Annotated in this window: 14 protein-coding genes; 7 read left to right on the top strand and 7 right to left on the bottom strand. The window is 64.8% G+C overall.

All coding sequences use genetic code 11. The features are described 5' to 3' along the window. Window positions 1-42 precede the first annotated feature (42 nt). Genes priA through VGH98_16310 form a run of 3 tightly spaced genes read left to right on the top strand, consistent with a single transcriptional unit; the run spans window position 43 to window position 3913 of the window. Window positions 43-2289, top strand: a complete 2247-nt coding sequence (gene priA, locus VGH98_16320; protein ID HEY2377546.1) for a primosomal protein N' — start codon at window positions 43-45, stop codon at window positions 2287-2289. A 38-nt stretch (window positions 2290-2327) separates the two neighbouring features. Beyond that, the gene (locus VGH98_16315) at window positions 2328-3458 is read left to right on the top strand and encodes a hypothetical protein (GenBank protein ID HEY2377545.1); all 1131 of its coding nucleotides are present in this window, start codon (window positions 2328-2330) and stop codon (window positions 3456-3458) included. Further along, window positions 3455-3913: a hypothetical protein gene (locus VGH98_16310; protein ID HEY2377544.1), complete on the top strand. Its 459-nt coding sequence runs from the start codon at window positions 3455-3457 to the stop codon at window positions 3911-3913. The genes VGH98_16315 and VGH98_16310 overlap by 4 nt, the downstream gene beginning before the upstream one ends. Here the strand turns inward: VGH98_16310 and VGH98_16305 are convergent. Then, window positions 3910-5712, bottom strand: a complete 1803-nt coding sequence (locus tag VGH98_16305) for an alkaline phosphatase family protein (GenBank protein HEY2377543.1) — start codon at window positions 5710-5712, stop codon at window positions 3910-3912. The genes VGH98_16310 and VGH98_16305 overlap by 4 nt on opposite strands. Here VGH98_16305 and VGH98_16300 point away from each other — a divergent pair. Beyond that, window positions 5675-6400: a cytochrome c biogenesis protein CcdA gene (locus tag VGH98_16300; protein ID HEY2377542.1), complete on the top strand. Its 726-nt coding sequence runs from the start codon at window positions 5675-5677 to the stop codon at window positions 6398-6400. The two genes, VGH98_16305 and VGH98_16300, sit on opposite strands and share 38 nt — an antisense overlap. A 77-nt stretch (window positions 6401-6477) precedes the next feature. Here the strand turns inward: VGH98_16300 and VGH98_16295 are convergent, their stop codons facing one another. Genes VGH98_16295 through VGH98_16285 form a run of 3 tightly spaced genes read right to left on the bottom strand, consistent with a single transcriptional unit; the run spans window position 6478 to window position 9510 of the window. Then, window positions 6478-6828 (bottom strand): response regulator, encoded by a 351-nt coding sequence (locus VGH98_16295; protein ID HEY2377541.1) that lies wholly within the window; start codon window positions 6826-6828, stop codon window positions 6478-6480. 16 nt (window positions 6829-6844) lie between these two features. Further along, window positions 6845-7684 carry a HAMP domain-containing sensor histidine kinase gene (locus tag VGH98_16290; GenBank protein ID HEY2377540.1) on the bottom strand — a complete coding sequence of 280 codons (840 nt, stop codon included), beginning with the start codon at window positions 7682-7684 and terminating at the stop codon, window positions 6845-6847. After that, window positions 7681-9510 (bottom strand): ABC transporter ATP-binding protein, encoded by a 1830-nt coding sequence (locus VGH98_16285; protein ID HEY2377539.1) that lies wholly within the window; start codon window positions 9508-9510, stop codon window positions 7681-7683. Before VGH98_16285 ends, VGH98_16290 begins: the two co-directional genes overlap by 4 nt. A gap of 109 nt (window positions 9511-9619) precedes the next feature. Between VGH98_16285 and VGH98_16280 the strand changes: the two genes are divergently transcribed. Next, window positions 9620-10507: a hypothetical protein gene (locus VGH98_16280; GenBank protein HEY2377538.1), complete on the top strand. Its 888-nt coding sequence runs from the start codon at window positions 9620-9622 to the stop codon at window positions 10505-10507. A gap of 148 nt (window positions 10508-10655) precedes the next feature. Here VGH98_16280 and ggt read toward each other — a convergent pair whose 3' ends face one another. Continuing rightward, window positions 10656-12482 carry a gamma-glutamyltransferase gene (ggt, locus tag VGH98_16275; protein ID HEY2377537.1) on the bottom strand — a complete coding sequence of 609 codons (1827 nt, stop codon included), beginning with the start codon at window positions 12480-12482 and terminating at the stop codon, window positions 10656-10658. 133 nt (window positions 12483-12615) lie between these two features. Between ggt and murQ the strand changes: the two genes are divergently transcribed. Both murQ and VGH98_16265 read left to right on the top strand, forming a co-directional pair. After that, window positions 12616-13566 carry an N-acetylmuramic acid 6-phosphate etherase gene (gene murQ / locus VGH98_16270; protein ID HEY2377536.1) on the top strand — a complete coding sequence of 317 codons (951 nt, stop codon included), beginning with the start codon at window positions 12616-12618 and terminating at the stop codon, window positions 13564-13566. After that, entirely contained in the window at window positions 13563-14729 is a 1167-nt protein-coding gene (locus VGH98_16265) for an anhydro-N-acetylmuramic acid kinase (protein ID HEY2377535.1), read from the top strand. The genes murQ and VGH98_16265 overlap by 4 nt, the downstream gene beginning before the upstream one ends. Window positions 14730-14764: 35 nt before the next feature. Here the strand turns inward: VGH98_16265 and VGH98_16260 are convergent, their stop codons facing one another. Beyond that, window positions 14765-16141: a trypsin-like peptidase domain-containing protein gene (locus VGH98_16260; protein HEY2377534.1), complete on the bottom strand. Its 1377-nt coding sequence runs from the start codon at window positions 16139-16141 to the stop codon at window positions 14765-14767. Then, window positions 16142-17060 (bottom strand): hypothetical protein (locus VGH98_16255; protein ID HEY2377533.1); only part of this gene is annotated, 919 nt, incomplete at its 5' end. It abuts the gene before it with no gap.

Here is a 17060-nt window from a genome sequence, read left to right as displayed (position 1 = left end):
ACCGTCGCTGCGCTCGGGATGACAGGGACGCTATCTTAGGCAATGCTCGTCGACGTCGCCCTGCCGCTTCCGCTCTTTCGGACGTTCACGTACGCGGTAGAGGGCCGAGGTACGCCGCTCGACGCGGGCACGCGCGTGCTCGTTCCTTTTCGTAATCGGAAGGAGATCGGGATCGTCGTTGGCGAGGGCAGCGCGCGCGACGGTATAACGCCGAAGCCTGTCGCTGCGATCCCGGACGATGCACCGGTGCTCGATGCGTCGATGCTCGCGCTGTGCCGGTGGATCTCGCAGTACTACGTCGTTCCCCTCGGCGTCGCATTACGCTGTGCGCTGCCCGCTGCCCTGAGCGGCGCCGATGACCCGGTGCCCTCGCAGAAGCGTCGCCGCATGGCGCGGATCGTCCGTGACCTGCCGTCGCTGCTTCATCGAGACAACGTCTTCGCGCGCGCGCCGCAGCAGCGCGCGCTGTTCGAGCTCATCGAGTCGTTAGGCGGACGCGTTGCGGTGGAGCATCTCGTCGAGCGGCTGACCTTCTCGCCATCCGTGCTCAAGCGACTCGTTGCTCGCGGCGTTGTGGAAATCGAGGAGGACGTCGTTGCGCGAGATCCGTTTGCCGACCGGCCCACGGAAGCGCGCGCGCTCGTGCCGTCGCCTGCTCAGGAACAAGCAATCCAGGCCTTACGTGCCGGCCGTCAGGGCGAAACGTTCCTGTTGCACGGCATAACCGGGAGCGGCAAGACGCTCGTGTACATCGAGCTGCTGCGCACGATCGTCGACGAGCGTGGCCAGAGCGCGATCGTTCTCGTGCCCGAGATCGCACTCACGCCCCAGACCGTAGATCGCTTTCGCGCGGCATTTGGCAATCGCGTCGCCGTCCTCCACAGCGCGCTGAGCGACGGCGAGCGCTACGACGCATGGCTTGCGCTGCGGCGCGGCGAGAAGCGAATCGCGGTCGGCGCGCGCTCGGCGATCTTCGCGCCACTCGCCAACCTTGGCGCGATCATCGTCGACGAGGAGCACGAGTCGAGCTACAAGCAGGGCGAGGCGCCGCGCTATCACGCGCGCGAGGTCGCGATCATGCGCGCCCGCACCGAGGGCGCCGTCGTCGTCCTTGGGAGCGCGACACCGAGTCTCGAGAGCTGGGTGAACGCGTCGGCGGGGAAGCACAGGCTGCTCTCGCTTCCCGATCGTGTCGGCGGCGGTCGGCTGCCGACGATCGACGTCGTCGACATCCGCGAAACCCAGAAAACCGTCACGGATCGTGCCGGGCCTAACGATCCTTTTCGGCGCGTCATCGGCGAGCTGCTCGAGCTCGCGCTCTCGACCCGCCTCCAGCGTCACGAACAGAGCATTCTCCTGCTCAATCGCCGCGGGTATGCGGCGTTCATCCAGTGCGGCGACTGCGGCGATGTCGCCGCCTGTCCCCACTGCTCGATCAGCCTGACGTACCATCGCACGCCGGAACGACTCGTCTGTCACTACTGCCAACACGCCGAACCGCCACGAACGAAGTGCGCGCGCTGCGGCGGCAGCATGCTGCGGCAGCGTGGTCTCGGCACCCAGCAGGTCGAGCGGCTGATCGCCGAACGCTTTCCCGCGGCGCGTGTCGCGCGCATGGACGTCGACACGACCAGCGGCAAGTGGGCACACGCGGAGATCCTCGATCGCGTCGCGCGCCGCGAAGTCGATGTGCTTCTCGGCACGCAGATGATCGCGAAGGGACTCGACTTTCCGAATGTGACGCTGGTCGGCGTCGTCGACGCAGATGTCGGCATCAATCTGCCGGATTTCCGCGCCTCGGAGCGATCGTTCCAGCTCTTGAGTCAGGTGGCGGGCCGCGCGGGGCGCGGGCCCAAGGGCGGAGAGGTGATCATCCAGACGCGCGTGCCCGCGCACCACGCGGTACGATTCGCAGTTGCTCATGACTACGCGTCGTTCGTGCGCGAGGAGTTGCGGGGACGCGAGCGTCCGGTGTATCCGCCATACATTCGTCTCGCCAACGTCGTCTTCAGCGGAACGACGGAGGGAGCGACGGCGCAGCTGGCGCTCAACGCCGCTGCCTGGTTGCAGAGGCTCGTTAGGCAATCCGGCGGCGAGATGCAGATCGTCGGCCCCGCTCCGTGCGCGGTCGATCGCATCAAGCGGCGTTGGCGGTGGCATCTCCTGCTCAAGGCCAACAATCCCGGCGAGCTCACGAAGGTATCCCGGTACTTCGCGGAACGCTTTCCAGTGCCCAAGGGCGGGGATCTCCGGGTGACGATAGATCGGGACCCGGTCGCGCTGCTCTGAGCTCTGCCTGGCATGACACGAGGATTTATCTTTCGACCGTGCCTTTCTCCCAACCGGACTTCAAACGCCCCGAGCTCGCCTCGGCTCCCGACGCCAAGTTCGTCGCCGCGACCGCGGACGGCGTGCTCCCCGAGGGGTTCTTCTCGACAACGAATCTCCCGACCTACGCTCGCGTCAAAGGTGAGTGGCGCACGCCGCGCGAGCCCCGCATGGACGCGTCACTCGTCCTCGATCGAGACGGAACGCTGTGGGTGAAGGAGGCGCGGCGCATTCGTAAGGGTGAGCTCGTCGCGGTCGGCATGGCCGAGGACGGATCGGAAGGAATCTACGTGCAAACTGAACTCGTCGGTGCCGAAGGCACCGACGAGTTCAAGTTCATGACCTCCGAGGTCTCGCGCGAGAAGCCGATCGATTACGCGCTGATGGCACAATTGCTCGTCGTCGAGCGCGAGCGCCACGGCTATCCGATCTGGGTAACGGGTCCCGCGCTCGTGCATTCGCGTGCGCGCAACGACATGAGCTGGTTCATCGCGAACGGCTTCGTCGGCGCGTTGCTCGCCGGGAACGCCGTCGCCGTGCACGACATCGAGGCGTCGATCTTCGGAACGACGCTCGGCATGACGCACACTGGTGAGGCGACAACGGGCGGCCATGGCCTGCACATGCGGGCAATCAACAAAGTGCGCGCGGCGGGCTCCATTGCAAACGCCGTGAAGCAGGGCATCATCAAGGACGGCATCATGTATTCGTGTGTCGTTCACGACGTGCCATACGTTCTCACGGGATCGATCCGGGACGACGGTCCGTTGCCGGACGTCATCACCGATTCGATCGCTGGCCAGGACGCGATGAAGCGCCACACGACGAAGGCGACGATGGCGATACTGATCGCGACGGCACTGCATGCGATCGCGACCGGCAACATGCTGCCGGCGTTCGTCACCGAGCCTAACGGCGCGATGCGCGAGCTGCCCACGATTTGCGTCGACTCGTCCGAGTTCGTTGTCTCCAAGCTGAAGGATCGTGGCACCCACCAGGCGTTCGGCGTCGTGACAAACGCTCAGGACTTCATGCACATTTTGCGATTGTACGTCGAGCGCGAGCTCGAGGCGCGTGGCATCGCGAACGTCCGCGCGGGCGACACGCGGACGGCGGTGGGCACGCCGTGACGCGATTTCTCGAAGCGACGCGCGAGCGCTTTCTCGTCGCCATCGCTGCGAACCTTCCGGCCGAACGATTCATCGAGCTGCATTTCTTCTCCCCAATTCGCCAGGGCGGTGTCGAGAGCGGTGTCGCCGTGATCGCCGCGCATCCCGAACGCGTCGAGCCTGTTATCATGGCCGACGCGCCACCTGAACCTTCATCGGTGCCACTGCTCGGGATGCCAGAGGCAGAGGGAGCCAAGCCGGCGCGCTACACCGTCTACACGGCCAAGTACAAGCTCGCGCTCAAAGGACCCGACCGCGGCAAGTGGGAGTGTCGCGTCGTCGCGGAAGCGGACGCGCCGCTCGTGACCGTGGAGACCGTCGTCCGCGGCGTTCAGCGACGCGCGGGCGATGCCGAAGAGCCGGAGCGCATGTCCGGCGACGACGCCCGCGACTATCTGCTCGCCGCCACGCGTTAGGCAGTCTCGACCGCGTACTTGGTCATGAGGGCCCCGTGCAGATCGCGCGCGTCCTCGAGCACGGCGCTCTCCAGACCTAACGATCGCGGCGCGATCAGGAACGGATGGAGCTGGCTTCCGCCGGCCGAGCCGTGCGCCCCGATCTGGTCGTCGAAGCAGACGATCTCATAGCCGTCGAATGCGCCGAAGAGCACCAGATCGCCGGCGTTCGCCTGCCTGACGAGCCGCTCGACGGCCCGCGCGAGAAGCGGCTCCGTGCCGTACGGCTCGAGAGGGTTGGCACCACGCACGTCGACGAGCGCGCCGTCGCGGATCAAAGCGCGTCCCTTCGCGTTCTCCACGCGAACGGAGTCGTCGTCCAGCGTGCCGATGAGGCCAATCCCAGGATGGGCGAGCAGCTGGGCGTACAGCTGCGCGCGACGGCGGTCCCGGGCGATGGCGTCGTACGAGAGACGCTCCGCGACGTCCGCAAAATACACGAGCGCGAGCGACGAACTGTACGTCACGACGACGTCGTGGCGATCGTCGACGCGGTACTTCTCCGGAAGAATGAGCTCCCGGACGCCGTAATGGCGACGCATCCAATTGCCAACCCGGCGAAGCACGCGGCGCACGGCACGCCGCCGCGGCGGCGTCTCCATCGCGATCGACTCAAGCAGATTCGCGCCGACGTCGCCGTACTCGCTGATCGGATTTTCGCTCGTGTGCGTGCTGAGGCTCATTCGTCCACGGCGCGCGGCGTCGCCATCGAGAATCCGCTGGACCGTGCTACCTAACGACTCACCGTATCGGACACGATAGCTCGCCGAGGGAGCCATCCCATGGTCCGAGAGAATCACCAGATCGTACTCACGTCCGGCGGCGCTGCGAATCATGCGTCGAATGCTTCGGATGCGTGAGTCGGTGCGGCGAAGGTCGCGAAGCGCCTGCCAGCTCGCCGGTCCGAAATGATGTCCGAGCTCGTCGTACTGCATGTACGTGCTGTAGATCACCGGGACACCGAGATGGATGTCGAGCAGGATCGCCATCGTCTGCAGCTCCCGTACGACGACGTTGCTCAGGATGCGAATGAACGGAAACAATCCCTCGCTATGCGTCCGTTGCCGCGACAGCTCGCCGACGGTCCGTTCCCACTCTTCACGCAGCCATTCGATCACCGAGTACACGACGATGATCGCCGAGCGAATCGGATGAAGCGCGATGAGCAGCGCCATGCGCGTACCGCCGAGTCGGCGATAGACCGACATCCGTCGGCGGGTTGCGACCGTGAAAGCGACTGTCTGCGCATCGCCGTCGAGCAGATTCACATAGCTGGAACCACCGGCGAGCGCACCCGGCGTGTGAATGCGATCGCGAATGTATTGGACGCCGCGCGGACTGTTGCACGTGACGACGAAGCGTGATGCTTTGTCGTAAAATCGAAAGGCGGGAATGCCGTCGTTCGCTCCGTAGAAGATGCCTGCCTGACAGTAGGGTGTAGCTGATGGCAGGCCGCAGAACCAGCGACGCAGGACATAGCCCTCCTCACGAACCATCGTGGTGAGCTCCGGACAGTATCCCAGCTCGATCGCGCGGCGCAGCTCTTCGTACGCAAGCGCGTCGATCTGCAACGCAATCAGCCCGCGCCGTCCATCGCGCGGTCGCCGCTCTCGTCGAAAGACGCGATATTTCAGTCCGTAATACCACCGGAGCAATCGAAGACGCCTGGACGTGCTGCCCGCGTCCGCCGTTGCCGCGCCGCCATCCGTCGCGAGAGGGGGAATGGAATCCGTTTCGTTAGGTGTGCTGATCGCGTTCACCGCCGGCCTGCTCAGCTTCCTGTCACCCTGCGTGTTGCCCCTTATTCCGAGCTACGTCACCTTCGTGACCGGGCTGAGTCTGGAGGATGTTCAGCATTCGCGAAAGACGGCGCTCGTCCACGCACTGTTGTTCGTCATCGGTTTCTCTCTCATTTTCCTCGCGCTCGGAGCCACCGCGACCGCGGTCGGCCGTCTCTTGTTGCTCAATCGCCGCTGGATCAGCCGTATCGGCGGTGTCCTCGTCGTGCTGCTCGGCCTGTATCTGCTCGGCGCCTTCAATATGCGCTTCCTTGCGCGAGAGCGCCGAATTCATATCGCCGACAAGCCGCTCGGGTACCTCGGCTCGGTGCTAGTCGGCATTGCGTTTGGTGCCGGCTGGAGTCCTTGCATCGGTCCGATCCTCGGCGGCATCCTCACCTACACCGCGACGCAAGCCGAGTTGCGGCGGGGCATTCTTCTGCTCGGTGCGTACTCGCTGGGTCTGGCGATCCCGTTCCTCATCGCGGCGGTGGCGGTCGAGCGCTTCATCGCCGTTTTTCAGCGGTACCGATCGAAGCTGGTCTGGGTGGATCGCATTGCCGGCGCATTGCTGATCATCGTCGGCATTCTGATGATGACGAACTACATGTCTGTGCTCACAAGCTACTTGCAAAGCCTAACGCCAGCCGCCCTGCGAAACCGGCTCTGACGGCGAGCACGCTCTCCCCTCTACCCTCAGCTCTTTACCCTCCGTCCTCAACCCTCGACCCTCAATCCTCTGCCGCGTTAGGCGAGCCACGCCTCCGCTCGCTTCAGGAGCTCGCGAGTCGGCACCGGCTTCAGGAGCACGTCGGCGCATCCCAGCTCCGCGCATCGCTCGGCGATCCCTGGCTCGTCGTGTCCGGTGAGCGCGACCGCGACTCGGGGAGAACGGTTGATGCCTCGCAATTGCTCGAGGATGGCGAGCCCGTTGCCATCCGGCAGCGTGAGGTCGATCAGCATCAGATCGGGTTGATCCGCGCTCGCGATGGACACCGCGTCGGCGACGGTCGCGGCAATCGAGACGCGCCGTCCCGTCTGTTCGAACAGGACGCGCAGCGCGCCACTCACGAGGTCGTTGTCTTCGACGATGAGCACGTGTGCAGCGTGCTCATCACCCCGAATAGGGGATCGTGAAGAAGAATCGGCTCCCTGTCCCAACGGTGCTCTCGACCCAGATCTGTCCACCATGTAGCTCCACGAGCTTTCTCGCGATCGTTAATCCAAGTCCCGTGCCATGATGGGGACGCGAGGGCGTCGCATCGACCTGGGCAAATTCACGGAAGATCAGATCGTGATGTTCGGGCGCGATGCCAACGCCCGTGTCGCCGACTTCGACGAGCAATTCAATCACCTCGGCGCGACGTCGTTGCTGCGCCTTGAGCCATACGCTGCCACCGGCGGGCGTGAAGTCGATGGCGTTACCGAACAAGTTGCCGACGATGTGTGTCACCTTCTCGCGGTCGGCGACGATCACCGGCGTACTCGGATCGACGTCGAACTCGAACTGAATTTTCTTGCGCGCGAGCAGCGACTCGTTGAGCGAATACACCTGCTGTAACACGTCAGCGATCGAGAAGCTGGCCGGTATCAGTGTGAGTTGATTCGCGGCCCCTTTGGCGTACGTGAGAATCTCACCCACTTGCGACAGCAATTGGCGGCCGCCGCTGATGATACCGTTGATGCTCTCCATCTGACGATCGGACAGCGGACCAAGAAGTCCATCGCGCAGAATTTCCGCATGCGTGATGACCGCGGTGAGCGGCGTGCGGAGATCATGCGAGATGTTGGCGAGGAACTGCGTCTTGAGCTGGTCGCGAGCCCGGAGGTCGGCGACCTCCTCGAGCGCCGCACGCAGCTGCTGCTCCAGCGCGGAGAGGCGTTCGTCACCCATCGACGCGGTTCCCCCCGCGGTCGAAGACAGCGGATGTGTCTTCGCTTCCACGCGCGTCATTGATTCGATCCGCCGTCCGCCACAGGCTGCGCCAACTCGATCTCCTCGTCGTCGTCCTCGATTGCGTCCTCGAGTTGCTGCCTGTTGAGGAGCGCCCAGTACCGTCCGCCGGCAGCGAGCAGTTCCTCGTGCTGCCCTTGCTCGACAATTTCTCCACCTTCGAGCACGACAATCCAGCTCGCGTCACGTATCGCGCTGATGCGATGCGATGCGATGAGTGCCGTGCGTCCTGCCAACGTCGTCCGAAGCGCGTGCAGAATCTCGGCTTCGGTGTGCGTATCGACCGCCGACAAGGCATCGTCGAGGAGGACGATCCCCGGCCGGCGTGCGAGCGCACGAGCGAGCGCAGCCCGTTGCTTCTGGCCGCCGGATAGGTTGATACCCCTCTCTCCCAACATGGTATCGAACCCGCCGGGAAATTGTTCAATTGTCTGAGTTAACTGCGCCACATCCGCCGCCCAGCGTCCTGCATCGGCTGACGATGCACCATAGGCAAGGTTGCTCGCAATGGTTTCGCTGAAGAGAAAACTTTCTTGTGGTACATATCCGATTTCCGTGCGCAAAGTCACCAGGTCCAGCTCACGAATCGGAACACCGTCGATGAGTATCTCTCCTTCCTGCGGATCATGGAAGCGTGGTACCAGATCCATCAACGCACTCTTGCCGCTGCCCGTTGAGCCCACTATACCGATCGTGGCGCCGGCCGGCGCCGTGAAAGACACATGCCTCAGCACCCAGCGGGGCTGGCCGTGGTGGCTGGCCTCGGTGCCCGGGTAGTAGAAGCCGACGTTCCGGAACTCGATCGTTCGGCCGGTGCCTTTGCCTCGCGGTCCCAGCGATCGGGACGTTGCGGGCTCGACGAGCATCGAGCGCGCGTCGAGGATATCGAGAAGACGTGCCATCGAGGCGGCCCCACGCTGGAACAGGTTGATTACCCATCCGAGCGCTATGAGCGGCCAGGTCAACATTCCGAGATAGAGACCGAAGGCGACGAAGGACCCGACGCTGATGGTACCGCGAATCGTCAACGCGCCCCCGATCCAGAGCACTGCGACCATACCGGCGCCGGCGAGGAGGACGAAGGCGGGATGCATCGCGCCATAGAGTCGCGCGAGACCCATGTTCTTGACGAGATACTCCTCGTTCATCGCATCGAAACGGCGTATCTCGGCGGCTTCCTGGCGGTAGGCCCTAACGACGCGTACGCCCGCGAGATTCTCCTGCGCGAGGATCGTCAGCTCGCCGAAGTGCTCCTGGACAGCCTCGAATCGTTCGTGAATGCGCTTCCCCATCCAGATGCCGATGACGGGGAGCAGCAACATCGGCAGGACGGCGATGGCCGTTAGGCGCGCGTCGATGCGTAGCATGAAGAAGAGCGCGAACGCTCCGCCGGCAACGGTATTGGTGAGGTACATGATCGCCGGCCCAACGGCCATGCGCACGGCGCTCAGATCATTCGTCAGGCGCGCCATGATGTCGCCAGTCCGCGTGCGCGCATAGTACGATGGATCGAGCAGCTCGAGCGCGGCGTAGAGCGCGTTTCGTAAATCGTACTCGATCCACCGGCTCACGCCATTGAGCAGATCACGCATCCAATAGCGCAGCGCGCCGGCAAAGAGCGAGATCGCGACCATCGCCAGCGCGAGCAGCCAGATGTTACGGAGCGCGACCTCGGCGCGTATTCCATCGAGCGCGCGCCTCAGAAACAGAGGCACCACACTCGCCAGAGCGGACGAGACAATTACCAGCCCCAGCCCTATGGCAACATTCGACCGGTAAGGGCGGTAATAGGGGAGCAGTCTAACGAGAGCCTTCAGTGAAGGCATACCGCTTGAATTCCGGAGCCAGATACGCTAGGACTAAGTCGTTGTTCTTGCGACAGTTGGAAACCTTTTTGTCGACGTTAGGTCGCACTCGTACCAGGAGGGGGGATCGATGGCGAAATATATCGGCCGCAATATGGCGCCGCTCGCGCTCGGCGCGCTGGTTTTGCTCGGCGCATGCAAGGCTGACAGCGGGAAACAAGACACCGCGAGTGCTCTCAATCGCGACACATCCGCGTTGGGTCGTGACCTGGCGCTGGCCGGGAGCGACAGCACCGCTCAGCCACAACTGAAGGACGTTCCGGCGAGTCCGCCGGCGACTTCCGCACCGGCGCGAACCACCCCGCGATCGACGTCGCGTCCGTCGCGCGAGACACCGCGTGAGACGCCGCGCGAGACGGCGCACACGACGCCGAGCGGCAACACCGTCACGCATCCGGCCTCGGGTGCATCGAACAGCGGGGGTGCCGTCGGTTCGATCGCCGCGGGCACGACGCTCTCGTTGACGCCGACCGCGAACATTTGCACAAACACGAACAAGGTCGGCGACCGTATCACCGCGACGACGCAGAACGCCGTCACCGGCTCGAATGGCGCGACGATTCCTGCTGGCTCGACCGTCAGCCTAACGGTGACGAACCTCAAGCGCAGCGAGAACGCCAACGACCAGATCATCATGGAGTTCGCGGTGAATTCGGTCACCTTCGGCGGCAAGACCTATCCGCTCGACGCGAGTGTCCAGAGCGCGAACATCACGCGGGTTCGCAACGAGCCGAAGAGCAAGGATGCCCAGAAGGTGGCGATCGGCGCCGGTATCGGAGCGATCGCCGGTCAGATCCTTGGCAAGAACACGAAGTCGACCGTGATCGGCGGTGCAGTCGGTGCAGCAGCAGGCGCCGCCACGGCTGCCGCGACGGCGAATTACGAGGGCTGCATCAACAACACGAGCACGATGGTCGTGAAGCTCAACTCGCCGACACAAGTCCGCGTTGCGACCTAGAGGGTCGAGGGCGGAGGGTTGAGCGCAGAGGGTTGAGGGTGCTTGTCATCCTGAGCGAAGCGAAGGATCTACTTTCGGGGTCGTGAAAGTAGATCCTTCGTCGCTTCGCTCCTCAAGGATGACAAGCACCCTCTGCCCCAACCCTCAGCTACCACGCCACCGGCTCTCCCGACGATCGTGGATCGCTCATCCCCTCGTACCCGCCCTTTACCTTCATGATCGCATTCACGAGGCCGATGCCGCCGGTCCAGCCCACCGCGTAGCCCATCGCTCTGAGCGAATCCATCACCGCCGGCTCGAGTCCATTGCGCTCGACACGCAACGTGTCTGGGAGCGCTTGATGATGCAGGCGCGGCGCGGCCATCGCGTCGGACAGAATCATGTGATGATCGAGCACATTCAGAATTACCTGCGACGTGCTCGTGATGATGCGTGGCCCACCGCGGCTCCCGACCACCAGCAACAGAGAGCCATCGCGATCGAGCACGATCGTCGGTGACATCGCGCTCAGCATGCGCTTCCCTGGCTGAATGGCATTCGCCTCGCCCTGAACGAGGCCGAACATGTTCGGCTTGCCCGGCTGTGCTGCGAAGTCGTCCATCTCGTCGTTGAGGAAGAACCCCGCGTCGCGGACGTATACACCGGAGCCGAACAGCGCGTTGAGCGTCGTCGTCGTCGCGACCGCGTTACCCGCTTGATCGACGACCGAATAGTGAGTCGTCTCCGTGCCTTCGTGTCCCGATTTCACCGGCTCGACGGGACGCAGCGCCGCCATGTCGCGCTCGACCTCCGCCGTCGGCGTCGCGTGCATGGGCGGGATGCCATCGCGCAGCCTCGCGGCGTACTGCTTGTCCGTCAACTTCGCGATCGGCACCTGATAGAACGCCGGATCGGCGAGCTGCGAGTTTCGATCGACGAACGCGCGCTGATAGGCGGAGCCGAGGAGATGTACATAACGCGCGCTGCCAAAGGGCGACAACGAGTCGTAGCCTTCGAGGATGTTCAGCGTTTCCGTAATCGTGACCCCGCCCGACGACGACGGCGGCATCGTGAAGAGTTTGTAGCCCCGATACGAGGAGACAACGGGATCGCGCCACACGGCGTGGTACCGGGCGAGGTCTTCGGTCGTGATGATGCCACTGTCGCGCCGCATCTCGTCGGCGATCGCCTGCGCCGTCGCACCCTGATAGAATCCCGGCGCGCCCTGCTCGGCGATGCGGTGAAGTGTTCGCGCGAGAACCGGCTGACGCAGCCGCGTTCCCGGCGCGACAGCATTCCCGTCAACCAGGAAGGCACTCTGGCCCGCGAACTGCCCGATCAGCCTGCCGTTGGACGACAACGACCGGCTGAACGCGCTGTCGACGATGAACCCCTGCTCCGCATAACGAATTGCCGGTGCCATCACCGTGGCAAGCGGCATCGTACCGTACTTGGCCAGTGCGCTCGTTAGGCCTGCAACGGCACCAGGCACGCCCGACGCCAATGGCCCAATGATGCTCTTGTCGGTGAGATTGCCCTGCGCGTCGAGATACATGTTCCTGTTCGCCGCGAGTGGCGCGATCTCTCGATAATCGAGCGCCGCGGCGCGCCCATCGACCATGTGGATCACCATGTATCCACCACCGCCGATGTTACCGGCCTCCGGATAAACCACGGCGAGGGCGAAGCCGACGGCGACGGCCGCATCCACGGCGTTTCCCCCTGCGCGCATGATCTCGATCCCGGCTTGTCCAGCCAGCGGTGCGTCGCTCGCCACCATCGCGTGCGCGCCGAACACCGAGCGACGCCCCGCTTTGTACGGCCAGGCCGACGGGAAAATCGCTGGCCGTCGGTCGCCCGAGTACATCGCCGGACCGAGATCCGGCGCGCGACTCGGTGAGCCGATGTCGGTCGCGGAACGCGGCGGCGTCTGCGCCGTACGACACGCGACCAGGAGCGCCGTCGTCGCGGCGACAAGAACAACAGTTCGTTTCATCGCAATCACGGTTCAGCCTCTCCGAATCCAATCGTTGAGAAAGTTAGCGTCAGCACCACTAGTCCCTAGTCCCTAGTCCCCAGCGCCTAGCCTTAGCCCCTAGCCCCTCACACCTCTCCCTTATCTTTCCTCCGTGCCGCCACGCATCGTCGACCCTCGCATCACTGAAAAGCGCAATCCGCGCACGGCCAACATCGATCTCGCGTCGCCAATCGAGATCGTCGATCTGATTGCCGCCGAGGACGCGCGCGTCCCTGACGCGGTGCGCTCTCAGCGCGAGCCAATTGCCCACGCCATCGAGGCCGCGGAAGCAACATTTCGCGGCGGCGGACGCCTCTTCTATGTCGGCGCTGGCACGTCGGGCCGACTCGGCGTGCTCGACGCATCGGAAATGCCCCCGACATATGGCACCGATCCGGAGATGGTCCAGGGGATCATCGCCGGCGGTCAGAAAGCCCTCACGCGATCGCAGGAAGGAGCCGAGGATCGACTCGAGTCGGCCGTCGAAGACCTGACCGCGCACGGCGTGCGCAGCGGCGACTTCGTCATCGGCATCGCTGCCTCGGGCACGACACCGTATGTTCGGCGCGCGCTCGTCCGTGCGCGCGAGCTCGGTGCGCGGACAGCGCTCGTCGCCTGCTCGCCGCCGCCTGACGAGACGAGGCAGCTGGTCGACATTCTCATTCTGCCGATCACCGGCGAGGAGGTCGTCACCGGCTCGACGCGCATGAAGGCCGGCACCGCAACGAAACTGGTCCTCAATACCATCACCACCGGCGCGATGATCCGGCTCGGCAAGACGTTCGGCAATCTCATGGTCGACCTGCGGGCGACCAACAAGAAGCTCGAGGATCGGAGCGAGCGCATCATCGCCGAAGTCTGCGACCTTTCGCGCGAGGACGCGCGGGCGTTGCTCGAGCGCGCCGGCGGCACGGTGAAGACGGCAATCGTTATGCACTTCCTCGACTCGTCGCTCGAGGACGCCGACCAGGCGCTTGCGCAAACCGGCGGCCTGATTCGTCGCGCGATTGGCCGGGAGCCGCCCCCCGTTGGTGACGACGCGGCCGTGAGACACCGGCAATGAGCTCGTTAGGCATCGGCAGCGAGGGGCGCGTTTACGTCGGAGTCATGAGTGGCACTTCGCTCGACGGCATCTCGGCGGCGGTCGTGCGCTTCGCCGATAATCTCGGCACGGCAAAGCCAAGCGACGAACGCCGGGCGACGTTGCTCGCCTTTCGCGTGACGCCCTACAGCGAAGAGCAACACGCGCGACTCCGGAAAGCGTTGAGCGCCGGCACGGCACAGGAATACTGTCGCCTCAATTTCGACCTCGGCGGCTGGCTCGCGGAGGCAGTCGTCGGCGTGCTCGCCGACGCGGGCGTCGCCCGCAACGAAGTGCGCGCGATCGGCTCCCACGGCCAGTCGCTCTGGCACGAGCCGCAACACTCGACGTGGCAATTCGGTGAGGCGGCGGTGATCGCCGAGCGCACGGGCATCGACGTCGTGAGCGACTTCCGTGTGCGCGACGTCGCCGCCGGCGGTCATGGGGCGCCGCTCGTCTCGATGGCGGACGCGTTGATCTTCTCCGGTCCGGGCTGGCGCGCGCTCCAGAATATCGGCGGCATCGGCAACGTGACCGTCGTTCCGCCTGACGGCGCATTCGACGGTGTGCGTGCCTTCGACACGGGACCGGGCGCGAGTGTGATCGACCGCGTCGTTCGCTCGCTCGTGCCCGGCCTTCCGTATGACGTGGACGGCCGGCTCGCTGCCGCGGGCACTCCAATCGACGACGTCGCAACCGAGCTGCTCGCCGCGCCTTACTTCGCGAGTCCTCCGCCCAAGTCGACGGGCCCGGAGCTCTTCGATGCCCGTTATGTGCAAACGCTCATCGAGCGATGCCGCGCGGCGCGTCCCGACGCGAAGACCGAGGACGTCGTCGCGACCGCGACCGCGCTCACGGCGCGCAGCATCGCTGACGCGTATCGCCGATTTCTTCCCGAGCCAATTACGGAAGTCCTCATCTCCGGCGGCGGCGCACGAAATCCCACACTGGTCGGCATGATCGGGACGCTCATCGCTCCGGTCCGCGTGCGAGCGTTCGCGGACGAGTTCTTCGACGGTGAGGCGAAGGAATCGGTCGCGTTCGCGCTACTCGCCTATCTCCATGTCACGAGGCGAACCGGCAATGTGCCGAGGGCAACGGGAGCGCGAGGGGCTCGGATTCTGGGTAAATACACGCCCGCGTAGTGAGTCCGCCCTTCTCGAGCCGTTCCCAACGCCCCCTACGGCCGAAGCACGGCACGCGCTTCCCCTTTCAACATTCCCTCGAGCTTCGACGCCGGCACCGCGTACGTGAGCCTACCCTGACTCTGCGGATCGCCCCCAAAGACCACGCCGATCACCCAGCCATTCGCATCGAAGATCGGGCTGCCGCTCGAGCCATGGCTCGCGTACGCATCGATCTGCAGGAGATCGGGTAAGAGTTTGCTCACCGTACCGGCCGTGAGACTCGTCTTCACAAAATTCCCCTCCATCGGCACGTCGAGTGCGTGCGGGAAGCCGATGGCGATCACCGGCGAGCCGGCGTGCAGATCGGCCAGCGTACGCGCAACGCCTGCGACAATGGCGTAGTGCCCGGGCTCCTCCACCTGGACGAGCGCGAGATCGACGTCCGAGTCTGGCGCAACCGCGACGACGTGTGCGTGCAGCAGGATGTCGGTGTTCGCGTACTTCACTCCGAGGCGCGTCGCTGTGCGGCCGGTGACCGGGGAGCGGACATTGTGCTTGTTCGTGACGAGCAGACCGCTCGTCGTGACGCCAAACGCAGTGCCGCCGTAGGGCTTGCCATCGAGCTCGGAGACGAGGAAGGCGACCGCCGCATCGTTGCTGATACTGATCTTTGAAAGATCCAGCAACGCGACGCCTTGCTGGATCGCTTGTTGTCTGCGCAGCTCGTCCTTCAAGGAATCGATTTGCGTCGGCGACGCGGTCGGCCCCGCGGACCGAACGCGCTCCGCAAGCGCCGCATTCTGCTGGCGCACGGCGCTCGCGAACGTCGTGTCGCCGATGGCGCGCAGCTGGATCTGCAGCCGGCCGGCGGTCGAGTCGCTTTGCGCGAGGAGCTGCATGAGCTCCGTCACCTGCGATCGCGATTCACGGTGCCCCACCCAGTAGGCCGCGCCCGTGCCGCCAACGAGGAGCACGACAGCGAACAAGAGCAGGCGACGCATACCTGCGGTCTCACGTCGCACCGCTACCTTCACGCGCTCGCCCGTCGAGACGCGCTGCTTCGACGGCCTAACGACTGTCTCCTTGACGCCATCGCGGCCGACGGCAGGGGCAGGCGCGCCGACGAGGTGGAACTCGACGTGCGGCCCCTCGGCGCCAAGCCATATCACGTCGCCGCTCTGCAGTAGCTCCTCGCCACTGATGCGGCGGCCGTTCACGAATGTGCCGTTTGTACTTTGGACGTCCCGAATTCGATAGCCACTCGTAGCATTGGCGCTGATCTCGGCGTGTCGCGCCGAGACGTCGAGATCGTCGTTCGGATCGAAGCGAAGATCCGAGTCCAGGTGGCGGCCCAGCGCGATCACGCGCTTGTCGAAGCGCTCGCGGTGTCCGCCGCGCGCCCCGGTGAGGATGCGCAGCTCGATGGACATTTAACCCCTCGGCGTCGGCGCCGGAGCAGGCTGCGTTGTTATGCTCCGGCCACTGTCGGCGGCCGGCGAAACGCGCTCCGCCGTCCGGACGACGAACCAGACGGCCGTTGCGACGAGGGCCACGAGTAACGCGACGGCGATGAGCATGCCCGTCTGACGACGCGTCGGCGACACCGTCGGCGACCCCGCGACTGGCGTCGTCGCCGTCGAGAAATCGTACGCCTCGCTCGGCGTCGATCGGCTGCCTAACGCATCCATCGGCGGCGCGAGCACGGGCTCCAGGACTTCCGGTTCGACGTCCAGCGAAGGCACATCCGTTAGGCGCCGCAGCGGCGGTTCGGAAGAGACGGCCTCCGCGGTGACCGCCGCGGTTTGACCCGTCTCCGGCAGCGGGAACACACGATGCCCGACTTCGTCCGCCGTCCCCGGTGGATTGAGGCGCGAACCATCGAATCGCGCCGCGATCACGGTGATGTTGTCCGGCCCGCCGTTCTCGTTAGCGCGATCGATGAGCTCCCTGCACGCCGTGAGCAAGTCATCGTTGCTCTCCTGGAGAATCTCCGCGATTTCATCCTTTCGGACGAGTCCCGAGAGACCGTCCGTGCACAACACCAGCGTGTCGCCCTTCCGCACTTTCTGGTAGGTGAGATCGATCTTCACCGAGGGCTCGGGGCCGAGGGCCTGGAGAATGATGTTGCGACGCTCGCTGCGCTCCGCCTCCTCCGGGGTGAGCTCGCCAGCCTCGATCAGTCGCTGCATGAGCGACTGGTCCTTCGTGATCTGCAGCGCCACGCCCTTGCGCACGAGATACGCGCGACTGTCGCCCACCTGCGCGAGATACAGTGTGTCGCCGAGCAGACCGGCGATCGTGGCGGTCGTGCCGAGCCCGCGCGATTCCGGGTGCTCCACCGCGTAGGCG

The sequence above is a fragment of the Gemmatimonadaceae bacterium genome, assembly GCA_036496605.1.
GTDB lineage: Bacteria > Gemmatimonadota > Gemmatimonadetes > Gemmatimonadales > Gemmatimonadaceae > AG2.
The sequence above is the reverse complement of the archived record's forward strand: the minus strand, read 5'-3'. Positions and strand labels throughout refer to the sequence as shown.

Excerpts from the sequence above, each read along its gene's own strand:
- priA (HEY2377546.1), top strand. The coding sequence starts at position 43 with ATGCTCGTCGACGTCGCCCTGCCGCTTCCGCTCTTTCGGACGTTCACG.
- VGH98_16300 (HEY2377542.1), top strand. The coding sequence starts at position 5,675 with ATGGAATCCGTTTCGTTAGGTGTGCTGATCGCGTTCACCGCCGGCCTG.
- VGH98_16290 (HEY2377540.1), bottom strand. The coding sequence starts at position 7,684 with ATGACGCGCGTGGAAGCGAAGACACATCCGCTGTCTTCGACCGCGGGG.
- VGH98_16285 (HEY2377539.1), bottom strand. The coding sequence starts at position 9,510 with ATGCCTTCACTGAAGGCTCTCGTTAGACTGCTCCCCTATTACCGCCCT.
- VGH98_16280 (HEY2377538.1), top strand. The coding sequence starts at position 9,620 with ATGGCGAAATATATCGGCCGCAATATGGCGCCGCTCGCGCTCGGCGCG.
- ggt (HEY2377537.1), bottom strand. The coding sequence starts at position 12,482 with ATGAAACGAACTGTTGTTCTTGTCGCCGCGACGACGGCGCTCCTGGTC.
- VGH98_16265 (HEY2377535.1), top strand. The coding sequence starts at position 13,563 with ATGAGCTCGTTAGGCATCGGCAGCGAGGGGCGCGTTTACGTCGGAGTC.
- VGH98_16260 (HEY2377534.1), bottom strand. The coding sequence starts at position 16,141 with ATGTCCATCGAGCTGCGCATCCTCACCGGGGCGCGCGGCGGACACCGC.